The following is a 15,478-nucleotide window of genomic DNA, read 5'->3' as shown; positions in this document are numbered from 1 at the left end:
TGGTGAAATTCCCGCGGGTCGCGTTGGGAGCGCTTTGCCTCCGTCCGCAAGGCGTCGAAGCGCAGGCGATGCGGTGCCATCGTTGAGCTTCGGCAACGCAGCGGCCGGTGGCAAACCGCCCCAACCCGAAGGGCGCATGGGTCTTTCACCACGGGCTCCTAGCACCAGGGGTTGTGGTTGCCGGGACCACACCAGGCGCTAGGTTCTCTGTCCATGCACCAGTAGTAGGCTAGCGCCGAATCTTGATTGGCTCTTTCCCTAGCCTCGTAGTCACAATGACTGGTACAGAAAGTGTTACAAGTGCCGGTACCTTGGCAACAATTCGTCCCCTCCATACACCAGCCGTAATGGAGATTCCGCCGGGCTTGCCAGCCGTTAGAGGACTCACCTGCACAGCGGATCATTTGCTCGAATCTGGGGCTGGGAAACAAATGTCCTTCCCCGCCGCCGCTAGCAGCGAGGACGACCCCGGAGGCAGTAGAACCGTCCACTGGGTCCGGAGCCGCTGCCCTTACAGAGCTTTCCATCACAGCGGGAACCAGTGTACTCACAGGTTGGCTCATTGAGGCTGAAACCGCCGCTGTCAGAGGCGCATCGCACGTCTTCACGCCGGCTGCGGTGGTCGTGGGTATCAACAGGATGGCCACAGCGGCGAGCCCCACCAGGCGCCACGGGTGCCGGTTCATCTTTCGCATTCGGTGCATGTGCTGTCCTTTCTCTTTTGCTACGCCCGAGGGCATCGCACTCAACGGATGTGATCTCCGAGAGCGTCTCGGGATCTTTCACGTTCACCTCCAATTTCCCAACCAGCTATCCGATGGGCCGCCTTTCGATCCACCACTCGGACGAGCCAGAGTCAACCCTTCGGATATCTGGGAGAGAAGTCTTAGAGGCAAATGGGTGGGGAGTCCTTCGAGAAATCTTCGAACTTCCTTCTCGTACCCCGCAGGGCGAAGCGCCTTCGGCGCTCGGTACCGCAGAACCAGCGACAAGAGCCGTGCAGCGGCGATCATGTCACCCGGACATCGTGCCAACGAACCAAAACGCCTACACCTGAACGATCTATCTCTCTAGAATGCAGGAATGATCTGCAAGAAAGCATTTGCGATCTTGAGATCGTGCTACCATCCGCGCGTCTCTTTGTAAGGTTTCATTGGAGATCGCCGGCGCACCCTCACGGGGCCGTGGCGCCCGCGGTCTTTGATTTTTGAGAGGGAGTCGCGATCTTGTCTGGCGCAGCGCGCGAACCGATCCCACCCCAGCCCGCCGACCTGGAAATCCGCGTCACCACTCCGTGGGGGCGAGATGGTGACCGCCTGCACTACACCCTGCAATCGCCGACCGGCGTCGCTGGTTTCCATGCACGAGAGCTGGAAGGGAGACCTGTCAAGCAAGCGGACCGCTTCCAGCGGCAGATCATGGAGCAGCTTGAGCTGCTCGACAAGGGTCTGGACATCGAGGGCCACGAACTCCACCACCAGGAAATCGAGGAAGAGCTGATCAGCATCGGCCATTGGCTCTACCGCCAGCTCTGGCCCGCCGAGCTGAGGAGTCTGTTCCGTGCCGTTCGTCCCCGCATCCAGTCCCTCCTGGTCGTCTCCGATGAGCCGTGGATTCCGTGGGAAATGCTCCACCCAGCGGAGGAAGAGAACGACGACTTCCTGTGCATGCAGCTCTCGATGAGCCGCTGGCTGACCGGCGAGGCACCGCTCTCATACCAGAAGTCCATCCAGCGTTTTCTGAGTCTCAGCCTGCCGGGCGATCCACGTGCTCCAGCCCTCAAAGCCGGCACCACCGAGGGCGACATTTTGACCCACCTGCGAGACACCTTGCCGGATCTCGCGGGTGATGCACTGTCGGATATCGACCTCTATCAGCTTCGCGAACACCTGCGCGAGGCGGACTTCGATCTCCTCCACCTTGCCGGTCATGGCAAACACGATGCCCAGCGACCCAGCGAGGCCAGCATCGACGTGAGCTTTCAAAGGTTCCGGGCGCGACACATTTCCGGCGCGATCGCCACGAACCTGGCGCGGAATCGACCCTTCGTCTTCTTCAATACCTGCCAATCCGGTCGCCTCGGAGAAGGGCTCAGTGGAATGGGCGGCTGGGCGGAAACCTGGATTCGTCAATGTCACGGCACCGCCTATCTGGCTCCCATATGGGCCGTTCGAGATTCCCAGGCGAAACGCTTCGCCGAGCTGGTCTATGGGCAGCTTGCCGCCCGCACACCACTCGGGGAGGCGGTGCTTCGGGCTCGCACAGTTCTGCGTGAAGAACATCCCGGCAGTACCGCCTGGCTCGCCTACTGCCTCTACGGGGCGCCCACGGCGCGTGTTGAATTCGGCGCCGGTCCCTTCGCATCCCACGGAAATCGGGCGACCCATCCCCCCAGGCAGCAGCGGCCTCCGGCGGCCGAGCCACGACCTTCGCTCGCAAGGAAACGAACGAGCTCGCGAGCGAGGGCCGCCAGCCTCGCGCTTCTCGGGGCAACCGCCTTCGGCTTGACTCTCTGGATGGCTTCGTCGGTATCGAGAATCGGCGAACCGGATCAGCCATCGGCGGACAACCAAGAGACCGCAGCCCCTTCGCAGCACGAAGAACTTTCAACCCTTTCACAGCACAAAGAACCTGAAGAGACTGTGGTCGAGTCGCCACCGGATGATCCGCCCGAGGAGAAACCATCGGTCGATCGCGCCGAAGCCCAGAAAGCGGCTGCATCCCTCCCCCACGAGCTGCCCATTCCAGGGAGGGTCGCGGTGGTCGTTCTCGACGGCAGAAGCCGGCAGTCCGACCGCAACCTCGTCGAGGCGATTCGCGCCGTCCTGGCGGACGAATCTCCCACCGTTTCGACGTTGGCACCGTCTCCGCCGCTCACCGCCGTGGAATCCCTCCTCCAAGGAGACCTTTCCGCTATCCCCGACACCGGCTGGGTTCCCTGGGGAGCACCCTATCTTCTGCTCGCAACGGCAACGCACGAGCCGATTCCCCAGGCATCGGCCCATATCAAGGCGGTGTCCCTTCACCTCGATGTCCAAATGATCTCGACCCTGGACCGCACGATCGCCGTCCGCGCCAGCTCCTCCCATACGGGAATGGGAATCTCTACCAGCGCGGCCCTTCAGCAGGCCGCTTCGCGCTGTCTAAGGAAAGTTACGGATCTCTTGGATTGAATGGCTGCTGGACTTGACCGGCTTCCTTCCCGCCTGCTCGGCGGCTCACCCGAGACCGGAAGCAGCGATCGCGAGAGAGTTCGCCAGGGGGCAAAGGCAGTCCTTCGTCCCCGGCATTCTTTCGCCGTAGGAACGAATTTGCTTTCAAAGACCCTTGCCATCTGTGCCTGTCTCGCTGGCCCCTGGCTCGCTGCAGGCTGTCATCAACCTTCCGGGCACTCGTCGCAGCCCGGTTCTCAGGAGCAACCGATGGCCACTAGCCGCACGCCGCGCATCGAACAACCCGAATGGGCAGCGCTCGCTGCAGGGAATAGCCATCCTTGGGGTTTTTCCCTCGATGAAGGGCAAGTCGCGACCGTGCGGGTCGAACAACAGGGCATCGATATCGTCCTGCGACTCTTCTCTCCAGGGGGCGAGCGACTCATGCTGATGGATAGCCCCATCGGGAGCTGGGGACACGAAACGATCACCTGGATCGCCGAAGAGAACGGCATCTATCGGGTCGAGGTCGCATCCGAGAACCCCGATGCCGGTAGCGGACACTACGTTTTCTGGCTGGAGCCCCCCCGCCACTCGAACGCCGAGGATCAACGCCACAGTGCAGCGCAACAGCGGCTCTGTCGCGCAGACGAACTGCGCCGGGCCGGAGATCCGGCAGCCCTCCCCGGGGTCATCGATCAGTATCGCAAAGCTCTAGCGGCTTGGCGCGAACTCGACGATCCGGACTGGCAGCTCCAAGCCCTTCAACGAATCGGCCACGCCAGCACACTCTCCGGCCAAAGCGAAGAGGTGGTCGAAGCTTACCGGTCGGCATCGGAGCTGGCGAAGAGCGCGAATCGGCCCAGGGAAGAAGCGTTGTCCGAGAACCGTCTTGCCGGCTGGTACCTCGACCGACAAGAAGTCGGTGCCGCCAGACCTCACCTCGAGCGAGCGAGGCAGCTCGCCGAGTCTCTGGGAGAGGCAGTGGTGGCCAATCACGTCCTCGCCAACGCTGCACGGCTCGCGGCCGGCGAGGGCAAGACCGACGAAGCACTCCGCATGTTCCTGGATCTCGAGCAACGCTGGCGGGAACTCGAGCGGCCACTGGAGGAGGCCGACGCACTCCACAACCGCGCTTCCCTGCTCGCGAGACAAGGGAAGCTGGAAGAAGCCGCCCTGGCCTTCGAACAGTGCGTCTCGGCGCAGACCAGCGGCGGCCACGAGCCGGGCCGGGTCGCCGCCCTCATCCACCTGGGAGACACCCGCCTACGCCTGCATCGCTGGGATCAGGCCATCGAGGCCCTAGAGGCCGCCGCAGAAGCGGGTCCAAGAGGAAAGCTCGATCGCCGGTGGTCGGCCTTTCTCGACAACAGCCTCGGCCTCGCCTACTCGCGGGTGGGCTCCTCATCGAAGGTTTCCGACGAGCAGCTAAACCAGGCCATCGAGCACTTTTCTGCAGCTCAGAGCAAGGCCGAAGAAGACGACAACTGGCGCCTGGCGGCGGTCATCAAATTCAATCTTGGGGCCCTTCTCCAGGAGCAAGGTAGGTCCGAGTCAGCGATCGCCGCTTTCGAGGATTCGCTCGTCGCCTTCGAGCGGTGGGGAGACGAAAGCCGACGCGCCATGGCGCTCCTCGGCCTCGGCCTCGCCTTGCGCGACCAAGGGCACCTCGGGCCAGCGCTCGAGAGACTCTCCACCGCTGTGGACCTGGTGGAGGGGCAGCGCCTACAGCACTCCGGCTGGGACTTTCGAATGTGGTTCTTGGCCTCCAAGAAGCGCTACTTCGAAGAGTTGATCGATCTCCTTGCAGAGCTTCACCTGCAGGATACCTCTCCCCGCCAAGGACCTAGCTACGCGGAGCGCGCTCTGCAAGTTGCGGAGCGCCGCCGGGCGCGCACCTTTCTCGACTCCCTGGCTGAGACCCATCTGAGAGTCGACGTTCCATCGGGACTGCTCGAGCAAGAAAAAGAGCTGCTTGCCGCGCTGCACGGGCTACAGAATCGATCGCGCGGCGTCGAGGACCCGAGCTTGGAGCTGGAGCGCCAGGATCTGCTGGTCCGCCTGGAGAGCCTGAGGGGACGCATTCTCGAAGCGCATCCACAGTTTGCCGCCCTCACCCGGCCGGCCCCCCTTTCCCTGGAAGAGGTACGAACGCGAGTGCTGGATCGGCGGTCCCATCTGCTGGTCTACAGCGTGGGCGAACGTCGAAGTTTTGTCTGGAGCCTCGATGCCCATGGCAGTCTCGAAATCCATTCCCTGGCGGGTCGGAAGGAGATGGAAGCGTCCGTTGGGGACGCCATGAAGTGGGTACTCTCCCGCGCCAAGGGCGCAAGCTCCCTACGGCACGCCGCCCTCGCCCAGCTCGCCGACCGGTTGCTGCCTCCACCCAATGCCATGCCATCTTCGGAACGCTGGATGATCGTGCCCGACGGCATCCTGGAGATGGTCCCCTTCTCCGCCCTGCGCGTCGCCCAGCCATCGGATTCCGACCGCATCTACCTGCTCGAGCAGCGCGAAGTCGTGGTTCTGCCCTCGGCCAGCACCCTGGCGGCAATTCGGCAAGAAGCTCCCCGGCGGCGCCAGCCGGCGATCCCCATGGCGATCTTCGCGGACCCGGTGTTCTCCCCTACCGATCCTCGACTGTCCGAAGGCTTTCCGCCGACGGGCCGCCCGGCGGCGAGTCCGAACGAATTCCTCGAGTTTCCCCGCCTCTCGCACTCGCGATCGGAAGCCCTGGCGATCGCTCAGCTCCTCCCTCAGGAGGCTAGAGTCGTGGGCCTCGACTTCGACGCCGCCAAGAGCCCAACCTTTTTTGAATACCTGGAGAACGCCGGCATCCTCCACCTGGCGACGCACGGCATCGTCGATCCGCAGCATCCGCAGCTCTCTTCGCTGCTCTTCTCGAGATTCGACGCCCAGGGACGCCCACAAGAGGGGCATCTCTACGCTCACGAGATCTTCGATCGCCGCATTGCCGCCGAGCTGGTGGTCCTGAGCGCCTGCCAGTCCGGCATCGGTCGAGAGGTTCCCGGCGAAGGTGTACAGGGACTGTCTCGCGCGTTCCACTACGCCGGAGCACCAAGGGTCGTCATGAGCCTGTGGAACGTCAACGACCGGAGCACGGCCGCCCTGATGCAGGCGTTCTACCGCGGGCTCCTCGAGCAGAGGCTAGCGCCTGCCGAGGCCCTCCGCACGGCCCAACTCAGTCTGCTGAAGGGTGACCAGGAGGCCTGGCGAGAGCCGCGCCACTGGGCGGCCTTTGTACTGTCCGGCGACCCCTCGCCGGATGCCAAACGCAGCTACGACGACCCACCGATCGAGAAAGATGCAGGCGGTGGAGGCCTCCTGGAGCCCACAGGCACACCGCCGAGCTACCCGATTCCTCCGGATAAGAAACCCTCGCGCCGGCCGCCCAATGAGCCCATGCCCAACGAGCAGACGCTACCGCGGCGAGGCCAGGTACCGGCTGTTTCCTCGAATCGCTTCAACCCGGACTCGTACATCAACGGCATCGAGGCGGAAACCGGTCGCCGACTGCCGCCGGCTCCGGACGGCGAAGCGCTGTTCGAGCATCGAGAGAAGATCCTTCCGGACCCGCATCTCTCCCACCGGCTCGACTGGTGGACCCACTACCACCGGATCGACGATCCATTTCGAGAGACGGTTTTCGGAATCGACGCGGAACGGCTCGATCAGGCCGGCTGGGCGGTGTTGTTCGCCCCGTCGGTGCCGCCGGTGGTGGAAGAGGCCCTCTCCCCCCTGCTGCGCCACCGGAGAGACCAAGCCGGTGCGGAGCGGTTTCGATCGATCCGCCTACCCGCTGACTGCACCAGCGACCGCTTTCGCCTCGAGCACGAACTCGGCTTCGGGCCGGCAGACCCCGAGGTCATGCCCTACTTTCTGATGGTGGTCGGCGATCCTGAAGAGACGCCCTTCGAATTTCAGTACGGCCTGGACGTGCAGTACGCGCTGGGGCGCCTATGCTTCGACAAGGTCGACGACTACGCCCGCTACGCCGACTCCGTGTTGCAGACGGAAGCCGGACAACCGCATCGCCGCAGAGCCTCCATCTTCGGCGTCGGAGGGGACGGCGACAACGAAAGGTACCTGATCGATTCGCTGGTCGATCCGCTGACCCAAAGTCTGGCGAGTCCGACTCGCCTCAAACCCTCCCAGCTCGAGATTGTCCGGGCCGCATCGACCCGCAAGGCCGATCTGACCCAACTGCTCGAAGACCCGCCGGCGCTGTTGTTCGCCGCCGGCCACGGGCTACGCTGCGACCCGGCGGACCGTCGTCTCGGAACTCTCCAGGGCGCCCTGGTCTGCTCGGACTACGAGTTGGAGGGCACCATGTCCGAGGACGCATACTTCAGCGGCGAGGATCTTTCCGAAAGCTCGGACCTCCGCGGCATGATCGCCTTCCTCTTCGCCTGCTACAGCGCCGGCTCCCCGGCCTTCGACGACTTTTCCGAGCGTCTCATCGGTCCGCCTCAGCGCATCGCACCGAAGGCCATGATCTCCCACCTCGCGAAGCGCATGCTGGCGCGAGGTGCCCAAGGCTTCGTCGGTCATGTCGATCGGGCCTGGGGAACATCCTTCGATTTTTCGAGCGGCCGAGGCGATACGGTCAAGGTGTTCGACAGCGTGTGCCGCCAGCTCCTCAACGGCCGCCGGCTGGGCCACGCCATGGAGTGCCTCAACCAAAGCTATGCGGAAAAGAGTACGGTGCTCACCGGCCTTCTCGGCGCCCGCACCCTACCGCCGGAGGGTGGTCAGTACCTCTCGCGGATCCGCAAAGCCACCCTCGACGCCCGCAACTACATTGTCGTCGGCGACCCGGCGGTGCGGTTGCCGGGGGTGCTGCCGGCGAGCGAGAAATTTCGTGGGTTTAGGACAGGCTAGATCACTCTGAGCCCCCCCGGTTCGATCTCCACCTCCAGCCCGTCGCCGGTCAGAGCGGCGGCGGGTTCGCCGTCGGCGTAGGCGGTGAGGGGACGGTCACTCTCGAGGCGAGCGCGGCGGGTGCGGACGATGGTGACCGCCGGATGGCTGACGTGGGTACCGCGATAGACCCTGGGGAAGACCCTCAAGAGGGCGAGGCAAGACACCCGGCGGACGACCACCAGGTCGAAGAATCCGTCGTCGAGGCGAGCGGCCGGCGCGATCTTCATGCCGCCGCCGAAGCACGGTCCGTTGGCGACGGTGACGAACATCGCCGGTCCTTCGAAGGCGCCCTGGTCGTGTTCGATTCGTAGGGTCGGCGGCTCGAAGTCCACCAGGGTGCGCAGGACCGACCACAGGTATACGGCCTTGCCGGAGAGGAAGCGCCGCCCCTGGTGGGCACGCTCGGCCACCTCGCTGTCGAACCCCACCCCGGCGTATACCGAAAAGCACCGTTTCGGCTCGCCCGGCGGTCCGATGCGGCCGAGGTCGATGGTACCGACCGGTGCCGTCGTCAGGTACTCGATGGCTTGGGCGATGCCTCGCCGGGAGCCGAGGGCCGAAGCGAGATCGTTGCCGGTTCCCAGCGGGATCACTCCCAAGGCGCAGCCGCTGCCGGCCAGGCCCTGGATGGCGTGGTGGAGGGTGCCGTCGCCTCCGGCGACCAGCAGCCGTTCGACTCCGTCGGCGGCGGCGCGCCGGGCGCGCAAGGTCAAATCCGAGGCGTTGCGGCTGACCTCGCAGGGCGCCCCGACGCCGGCGGCCAGTTCCGCCAGGCGATCGAGGCCACGGCCTCCCAGACGGCGGCCGGCGGCCGGGTTGACGAGGACCCGGATCACGGAACCGCTCAAAGGGAGAGTGCCCGGTCGAGATCCGGCGGCAGCGTAGGCCGAGACTCGGACGCCGGGGTCGCGAGGGTCACGGCGAAGAGCACCGTGAAGGAGGCCGCCAGGGCGACGGCCGACGGCATGGCACCCGGCGCGAGGGGCAGCACTTCGTAGCGCGAGAGCCCTTCGAGGCCGAGGTTGGCGACCGTGCCGGTGGCGATGGACGCGGTGGCGGCCCGCGAGGTCACCCGCCGCCAGTTGAGACCCACCGCCAGAGCAGGCACCAGGGCGGCGGCGAAGGTGCCGAAGGCGAAGGTGCCGAGAAGAGCGATCAGGTCGTCATAGAAGTAGGCGACGACTCCCGCCAGCAGCGCCACCCCGACGCTCGCCCTGCGTCCCCAGCGAAATTCGTCGGCCAGCGGTCGGCCGAAGGCCCGTGGCAGGTCTCGCACCAGGGCCGCAGAACCGATGTTCACGAAAGAGTCGGCGGTGGACATGATCGCCGCTAGAATGCCGGCGCAGACCAGCCCGGCGAGCACCTGCGGCGTGTGGGAGAGCAGAAAAAGCGGCGCCGCGTCGTCGGCCGTGGCGAGAGGCGCCAGCTCACCGGTCGCCACCAGCGCCGGCACCGCCAGGCCGATGCCGAGCCAGATCAGCACGCACAGCGCCTGAGAGGCTCCCAGCACCAGCGGCAGCCAGCGCAGCTTTTCGGGGTCTTTGAGCATGTAAAACTTGTGCAGCATGTGCGGCTGACCGAGGGTACCGACGCCAAAGACGAAGAAGAACCCCAGCCCGGCGAGCACCGGCAGGGTGCCGAAGGGTTCGAGAAAGCCCGTGCCGAAGCTTCCCGAGCCGGCGATCGCCTCGGTCATGGAGCGCCAGCCGCCGACGGACCGGAGGGCGTAGTAGAAGACGCCCCCGGCGGCCCCGAGCATCAACAGGCCCTGGAAGAAGTCCGTATAGACCCCCGCCACCATGCCGCCGGCCACGGAGTAGAACAGCACCACCGCCAAGCCGAGGGCCATGGCCAGGGCCAGGCTCCAGGGACCGAGGGCTTCGCGCCCGCCGAGCAGCACTTCGAGCAGCCGGCCGAGGGCGAGGAACTGCGCCCCAAGGTAGCCGACGCTCCCCACCGCCACCGCCACCGCGGCCCAGCCGGCCGGTCCGCGGCCGCCGAAGCGAGCCGCCAGGGCATCCGGCACGGTGTAGACCTCGCGCACCTCCGCCAAAAGCCGCAGGCGCTTGCCGACGCACCAGCACAGCATGCCGCCGGTCAACCCCACCGGCAAGACGATGAACAGGGAGCCCAAGCCCAACCGATAGGTCAGCCCCGGCCCGCCGAGGAAGACGAAGCCGCTGAAGGCGGCGGACATGGTGGCGACCCCGGTCACCCACAGGCCCAGGCGCTGGCCGGCGATGAAGAAGTCCCGCGGACCGGCGGTGCGCCGTAGGGCCCAGACGCCCACGGCGACGACGAACAGGCCGTAGAGGGCGATGGTCGCTAGTATCAGCGGTTTGTGCAGGATGTCCATCGACCGAAGGCCTACTCACCGTCCCGGGAGCGCAGGGATCGCAGGGATCGCAAGTCCTCCTCCGTCAGACCGTGGCAGCGAAAGGTCACGGCGTAGATCCACGGCACCAGCAGCAGCGGCAGCAGCCCCATGCCGTACAGCATCAGGGCGCCTCCAAGGGGCAGGCCCGCCACCAGCGCTTGCTCCGCGCCGGTGGCGAAGACCATCGCTCCAGCGGAACCGAGGAGCACCACCGCCAGACCTCCCAGCATCCAGCCCACCGCACCCGCTGCTCGGTCGCGACGCAGGCCAAGGGCGATCAAGGCCAGCGGAAAGAGCAGCGAAAGCACCAGGAAGACGATCTCCCCCCAACGGCCGCCGAGGATCAGGGAGGCAAGGAGCAGGGGGGAAGCGAGGCAGAGGAAGACGAGGGCAAAGTGCTGAATCATCACGGAGTCTCGGGGGACCAAGAAAGACGATTCAGATCCTACCGGGGGCGGAGTCTGGAAGGTTGTTCCAGAGGGTAGAAACTCCCCGATGCCGAAGCCTCGCGCTCAATTTCTTGGGTGTGTAAACCGGCGGGCGCCAGGGGCTCGGCGATCCGGTTGCGGCTCTCGCGACGGCCTCAAGATTTACCAGCGACTCAAAGACGAGATCGTGGGAGTCGTTCTCTAGACCACCACCGGCAAACCGCCGGCCAGCGAGCGATTCGCGGCGGTCAGGGCCGGCCGATAGAGTTCCGCCGTGGCAGCGGTGTCGGCGGCGGTGACGAAGCGCTCGTAGAGATTGGTGCGCTGCTTGGGCTGGTAGCCGGCGGAGCGGATCAGGTGCTCCATTTCCGCCTGGCTCATCTTGTAGGCAGTGCCGGCGGCGGAGACGACGTTCTCCTCGATCATGATCGATCCCATGTCGTCGGCACCGAAGCGCAGGCCGGCCTGGCCGATCTTCTTGCCCTGGGTCACCCAGCTGGTCTGCAGGTGCACGATGTTGTCCATGAACAGCCGCGACACGGCGAGAGTCTTCAGGTACTCGTCGGCGTAGGTCTCGGGAATGTCCGGCAGGTCGGTGTTGTCGTGTTGGAAGGTCCAAGAGATGAAGGCGGTGAAGCCATCGGTTTCGTCCTGCAGGTCTCGGATGCGCTGGAAGTGCTCTACCCGGGCTTCGAGCGGCTCGCCCATGCCGTACATCATGGTGGAGGAGGTGCGCAGACCGTTCCGGTGGGCCTGGCGCATGATGTCGATCCACTCGTCAGCGGAAGTCTTGGGCTGGGCCAACACCCGCTTGCGAGTCACGTCCGAAAGGATCTCCGCGCCGCCGCCGGGGATGGACTGTAAGCCGGCGTCCTTCAGGGCCGCCACCACGTCATAGAAGCTCATCCGCTCCTTTCGGGCGATGAACTTCACCTCCGGCGGCGAGAAGGCGTGGATGTGGACCTCCGGATAGTGGTCGCGGATGAAGTTCAGCAGGTCGACGTAGTACGACAGCCGCAGCTCCGGATGCACGCCCCCCTGCATCAGGATGCCGGTGCCGTTCAAAGCCAGGGTCTCTTCGATCTTCTTGCCGATCTCTTCGTGCGGCAGCAGGTAGCCTTCCGGATCGCCGGGCTTGCGATAAAAGGCGCAGAAGCGACACTTGTAGACGCAGACGTTGGTGTAGTTGATGTTGCGATCGATGTTGTAGGTCGCCACTGCCGGAGGGTTGAACCGGTTGCGCACCTCGTCCGCCGCCATGCCGAGCTCCAGCAGATCGCCTTCGACCAACAGGGTGTGGGCGTCGCCGGCGGAAATCCGACGTCCGGCGAGGGCGTCTTCGAGAATCTGGGGTACGGGGCGTCCGGAAGGTGACCAATCCATGATGGCTCCGATCTTAGCAGCTAGCAGGCCGCTGACTAAGCGCTTCGCGCACGATTTCAGCGGCCTTCTAGCCTGATTTTCTTCAGGTGGGCTGAGCGCCCCCCTCGCCCGAAAATGGATTTTTCGGGCTCACCCCATCTTCGGCGGCTTCCGCCGCCGCCTCGCCCTCCGGGCTCGGAGCGCCTTTCCCTGGTAGCTCGAGCAGCTCCCACAAGACAGTTCGGGAGTGGCTAGGAGATCGACCGACCTCCTACGGGCACCACCCTTCAAGGGTCTCGGAAGACGAGCGCAGGAATTGCTTCGATCAAGCCGTTGGCCTGCGCTCGGCGGTAGAACTCTTCGAGGCCGCGGCGCTGTTCGTCGCGCAGGAAGAAGCTCAGATTCTCGGTCAGGTACGAGCGCACTTCGGAGGTGTCGAGGTCGAGTTCCGCGGCCGCTTCGCGCACCAGCGTGTCGAGGGACCCGAGGCCGAGCCGCAGGCTGGCCTTGAAGTAGTAGGCGAGATCCGCGAAGTGGACCTGCGAGCGCACCGCCCACACCGCGAAAACGAAGGGCAGGCCGGTCAGGGCCACCCATTCGGCCGCCAGGTCGAGGACCAGATAGCGGTCGCGGTCAACGGTCAGTGCCGGATCGCCGATGATCAGGGCGGCGTCCGCCCGCTCCATCATGCGATCGATCTCCGGGGCGGCGGTCACCGTCTCCGGATCCCGCCCGTAGCGCTCTCGCAGCACGATGGTGGCGAGCGCTGCGGAAGTGCGGCTGTGGTGATCGAGGGCGACGGTGCGCACCTCGTCCATCGGTTTGCGGGAGATTAGAAGCACGCTCCGCACTTCCTGCTCGGCAGCGACGCACAGGTCCGGGATGATCTGGAGATCGGGGATCCGCGCGACCTCGATGGAGGGGATCAGACCGATGTCGAGGCCGCCCTGGTCCAGCAGGCGCGCCACCAGGGCCGGCGGATGATAGCTCGGCCGGAACAGGTTGGCGTGATGCCCCTTGAGAAACCCCCAAGCCAGTGGCTTACTGTTCAGGTAGTTGACGATGCCAACGCGCAGCTTGGGCAATGAATCTTACTTTCTGGACATGGCATTCAGGAAGTCCTGATTGGCCTTGGTCTTCGACAGCTTGTCGAGCAGCAGTTCCATCGACTCGACGGTCGACAGCGGGTTCAGCACCTTGCGCAGCACCCACACCCGGCGCAGCTCGTCCTCGGGCATCAACAGCTCTTCCTTACGGGTGCCGGACTTGTTGATGTCGATGGCCGGAAAGACGCGCTTCTCCACCAGCTTGCGGTCGAGGTGGATCTCGCAGTTGCCGGTGCCCTTGAACTCTTCGAAAATCACGTCGTCCATGCGGCTGCCGGTATCCACCAGGGCGGTGGCGATGATGGTCAGCGAACCGCCCTCCTCGATGTTGCGGGCGGCGCCGAAAAATCGCTTCGGCCGATGCAGGGCATTGGCGTCGATACCACCGGAAAGCACCTTGCCGGAAGGCGGCTGCACGGTGTTGTAAGCGCGTGCCAGACGGGTAATGGAGTCCAGGAGAATCACGACATCCTTGCGGTGCTCGATCAGCCGCTTGGCCTTTTCGATCACCATCTCAGCCACCTGCACGTGGCGGGTCGCCGGCTCGTCGAAGGTCGAAGACACCACCTCTCCCTGCACCGAGCGCTGCATGTCGGTCACCTCTTCCGGGCGCTCGTCGATCAGCAGCACGATCAAGATCACCTCCGGGTGGTTCTTCTCCAGCGAGTGAGCGATCGACTGCAGCAGCATCGTCTTGCCGGTACGGGGCGGCGCGACGATCAGCGCTCTCTGGCCTTTCCCCATAGGTGTAGCCAGGTCCATCACCCGGGACGCCATGTCGCCGGGAACTTCCAGCACCAGGCGCTCTTCCGGGTAGAGCGGAGTGAGGTTGTCGAAGAAGATCTTGTTGCGGGCCGCTTCCGGGTGCTCGAAGTTGACCGCTTCGACCTTGATCAGGGCGAAGTAGCGCTCGCCCTCCTTCGGCTGGCGCACCTGGCCGGAGACGGTGTCGCCGGTGCGCAGGTCGAACCGCCGGATCTGGCTCGGGCTGACGTAGATGTCGTCCGGTCCGGGCAGGTAGTTGTATTCCGGCGCCCGCAGGAAGCCGAAGCCGTCCGGCAGACATTCGAGCACCCCTTCGGCGAAGATCAGGCCGCTCTTCTCCGTTTGCGCCTGCAGGATCTTGAACATCAGCTCCTGCTTGCGCATACCGGCAGCGCCTTCCACGCCGAGATCCTTCGCGATACCGCTGAGCTGCGAAATGCTCATTTCCTTCAGAGCACGGATATCGAGGGCCGGTTCGCGCCTCTTGTCCTGTTGGCGATGTCCTTTTTGCTGATTCTTTCTGGGTTTCGCAGTCACTTTTCCGCTCCGGTTGAGAGGGCCCGTTGAGCAATCACGCTCCACAGCTCTTTGATTCCGTCGCCGGTGCGGGCTGACACCGGAACGACTCGTGTTGTCGAGTCGAGGTCCAAGGTGCGGCGGACTTCCGCCAACATCTTCGATCTCTTGCCGCGAGGCACGCGATCGCACTTCGTGGCCACTACTTGGATGTCACCACCCAGGCTGTCCAGATACTCGTAGGCCTGGATATCCAGCTCCGTCGCGCCGACCTTCGTATCGACCAGCAGCACCACCAACGCTCCGGGCAATGCCTGCCGCAGGTAGTGGTCGATCAACTCGGCCCATCGTCGCCGCTCTTGTTTCGCCGCCTTGGCATAGCCGTAGCCGGGCAGGTCAACGAAATACAGACGGTCGTTGATGAGAAAATAATTGACCGACCGCGTCCGGCCCGGCTTCGAGCCGGTGTGGGCCAGATCCTTGCGGCCCAGCAACCGGTTGAGCAGACTGGACTTGCCGACGTTCGAGCGCCCCGCAAAAACCACCTCCGGGCGCCCGTCGCGCAACAGCATCCGCTCGGTGTGGGCCGACAGGGCAAGCCGTGCATCGTCGATCTTCATTGCCTGTGCGCCCTTTGGACCCACCGTGCGCTCCCCAAAGAGGGCGAGCGCTACAAAGACTTCAAAGACTGTTCGTCGGAATCGATCCGCGTTAGCCGCTACCGAATCACGGCTTCGCCGCTGGATTCAGTCAGCCTGCTAGCGGTTCCTTGCCTAGGGGGCTAGGCGCCCCCTCGATCCGAAAGCCCCTTCGCTGCCGGGCCTCTTG

General features: G+C 64.8%; 9 protein-coding genes. 2 read left to right on the top strand and 7 right to left on the bottom strand.

Annotated features, from left to right (window positions below; all coding sequences use genetic code 11):
- Window positions 1–1,226: 1,226 nt before the first annotated feature.
- Both AAF481_18155 and AAF481_18150 read left to right on the top strand, forming a co-directional pair.
- Entirely contained in the window at window positions 1,227–3,173 is a 1,947-nt protein-coding gene (locus AAF481_18155; protein ID MEM7483099.1) for a CHAT domain-containing protein, read from the top strand.
- Between the two features lie 249 nt (window positions 3,174–3,422).
- Entirely contained in the window at window positions 3,423–8,054 is a 4,632-nt protein-coding gene (locus tag AAF481_18150; GenBank protein MEM7483098.1) for a CHAT domain-containing tetratricopeptide repeat protein, read from the top strand.
- Here AAF481_18150 and AAF481_18145 read toward each other — a convergent pair.
- The 7 genes from AAF481_18145 to yihA all read right to left on the bottom strand — a co-directional run bounded on the left by AAF481_18145 (window position 8,051) and on the right by yihA (window position 15,270).
- Window positions 8,051–8,932 carry a diacylglycerol kinase family protein gene (locus AAF481_18145; GenBank protein ID MEM7483097.1) on the bottom strand — a complete coding sequence of 294 codons (882 nt, stop codon included), beginning with the start codon at window positions 8,930–8,932 and terminating at the stop codon, window positions 8,051–8,053. The genes AAF481_18150 and AAF481_18145 overlap by 4 nt on opposite strands.
- 8 nt (window positions 8,933–8,940) lie before the next feature.
- The gene (locus AAF481_18140; protein ID MEM7483096.1) at window positions 8,941–10,452 is read right to left on the bottom strand and encodes a hypothetical protein; all 1,512 of its coding nucleotides are present in this window, start codon (window positions 10,450–10,452) and stop codon (window positions 8,941–8,943) included.
- Between the two features lie 11 nt (window positions 10,453–10,463).
- On the bottom strand, window positions 10,464–10,880 hold the full coding sequence (locus AAF481_18135; GenBank protein ID MEM7483095.1) for a hypothetical protein: 417 nt from the start codon (window positions 10,878–10,880) through the stop codon (window positions 10,464–10,466).
- 222 nt (window positions 10,881–11,102) lie between these two features.
- On the bottom strand, window positions 11,103–12,284 hold the full coding sequence (gene mqnC, locus AAF481_18130; GenBank protein MEM7483094.1) for a cyclic dehypoxanthinyl futalosine synthase: 1,182 nt from the start codon (window positions 12,282–12,284) through the stop codon (window positions 11,103–11,105).
- Window positions 12,285–12,550: 266 nt separating this feature from the next.
- Window positions 12,551–13,348, bottom strand: a complete 798-nt coding sequence (locus AAF481_18125; protein ID MEM7483093.1) for a menaquinone biosynthesis protein — start codon at window positions 13,346–13,348, stop codon at window positions 12,551–12,553.
- Window positions 13,349–13,354: 6 nt separating this feature from the next.
- Window positions 13,355–14,671, bottom strand: coding sequence for a transcription termination factor Rho (gene rho / locus AAF481_18120; GenBank protein ID MEM7483092.1), 1,317 nt, complete (start codon window positions 14,669–14,671; stop codon window positions 13,355–13,357).
- Window positions 14,668–15,270: a ribosome biogenesis GTP-binding protein YihA/YsxC gene (yihA, locus tag AAF481_18115; GenBank protein ID MEM7483091.1), complete on the bottom strand. Its 603-nt coding sequence runs from the start codon at window positions 15,268–15,270 to the stop codon at window positions 14,668–14,670. The genes rho and yihA overlap by 4 nt, the downstream gene beginning before the upstream one ends.
- Window positions 15,271–15,478 lie beyond the last annotated feature (208 nt).

It is taken from the genome of Acidobacteriota bacterium (assembly GCA_039030395.1).
GTDB lineage: Bacteria > Acidobacteriota > Thermoanaerobaculia > Multivoradales > JBCCEF01 > JBCCEF01.
The sequence above is the reverse complement of the archived record's forward strand: the minus strand, read 5'-3'. Positions and strand labels throughout refer to the sequence as shown.

Excerpts from the sequence above, each read along its gene's own strand:
- AAF481_18140 (MEM7483096.1), bottom strand. The coding sequence starts at position 10,452 with ATGGACATCCTGCACAAACCGCTGATACTAGCGACCATCGCCCTCTAC.
- AAF481_18135 (MEM7483095.1), bottom strand. The coding sequence starts at position 10,880 with ATGATTCAGCACTTTGCCCTCGTCTTCCTCTGCCTCGCTTCCCCCCTG.
- AAF481_18150 (MEM7483098.1), top strand. The coding sequence starts at position 3,423 with ATGGCCACTAGCCGCACGCCGCGCATCGAACAACCCGAATGGGCAGCG.
- mqnC (MEM7483094.1), bottom strand. The coding sequence starts at position 12,284 with ATGGATTGGTCACCTTCCGGACGCCCCGTACCCCAGATTCTCGAAGAC.
- yihA (MEM7483091.1), bottom strand. The coding sequence starts at position 15,270 with ATGAAGATCGACGATGCACGGCTTGCCCTGTCGGCCCACACCGAGCGG.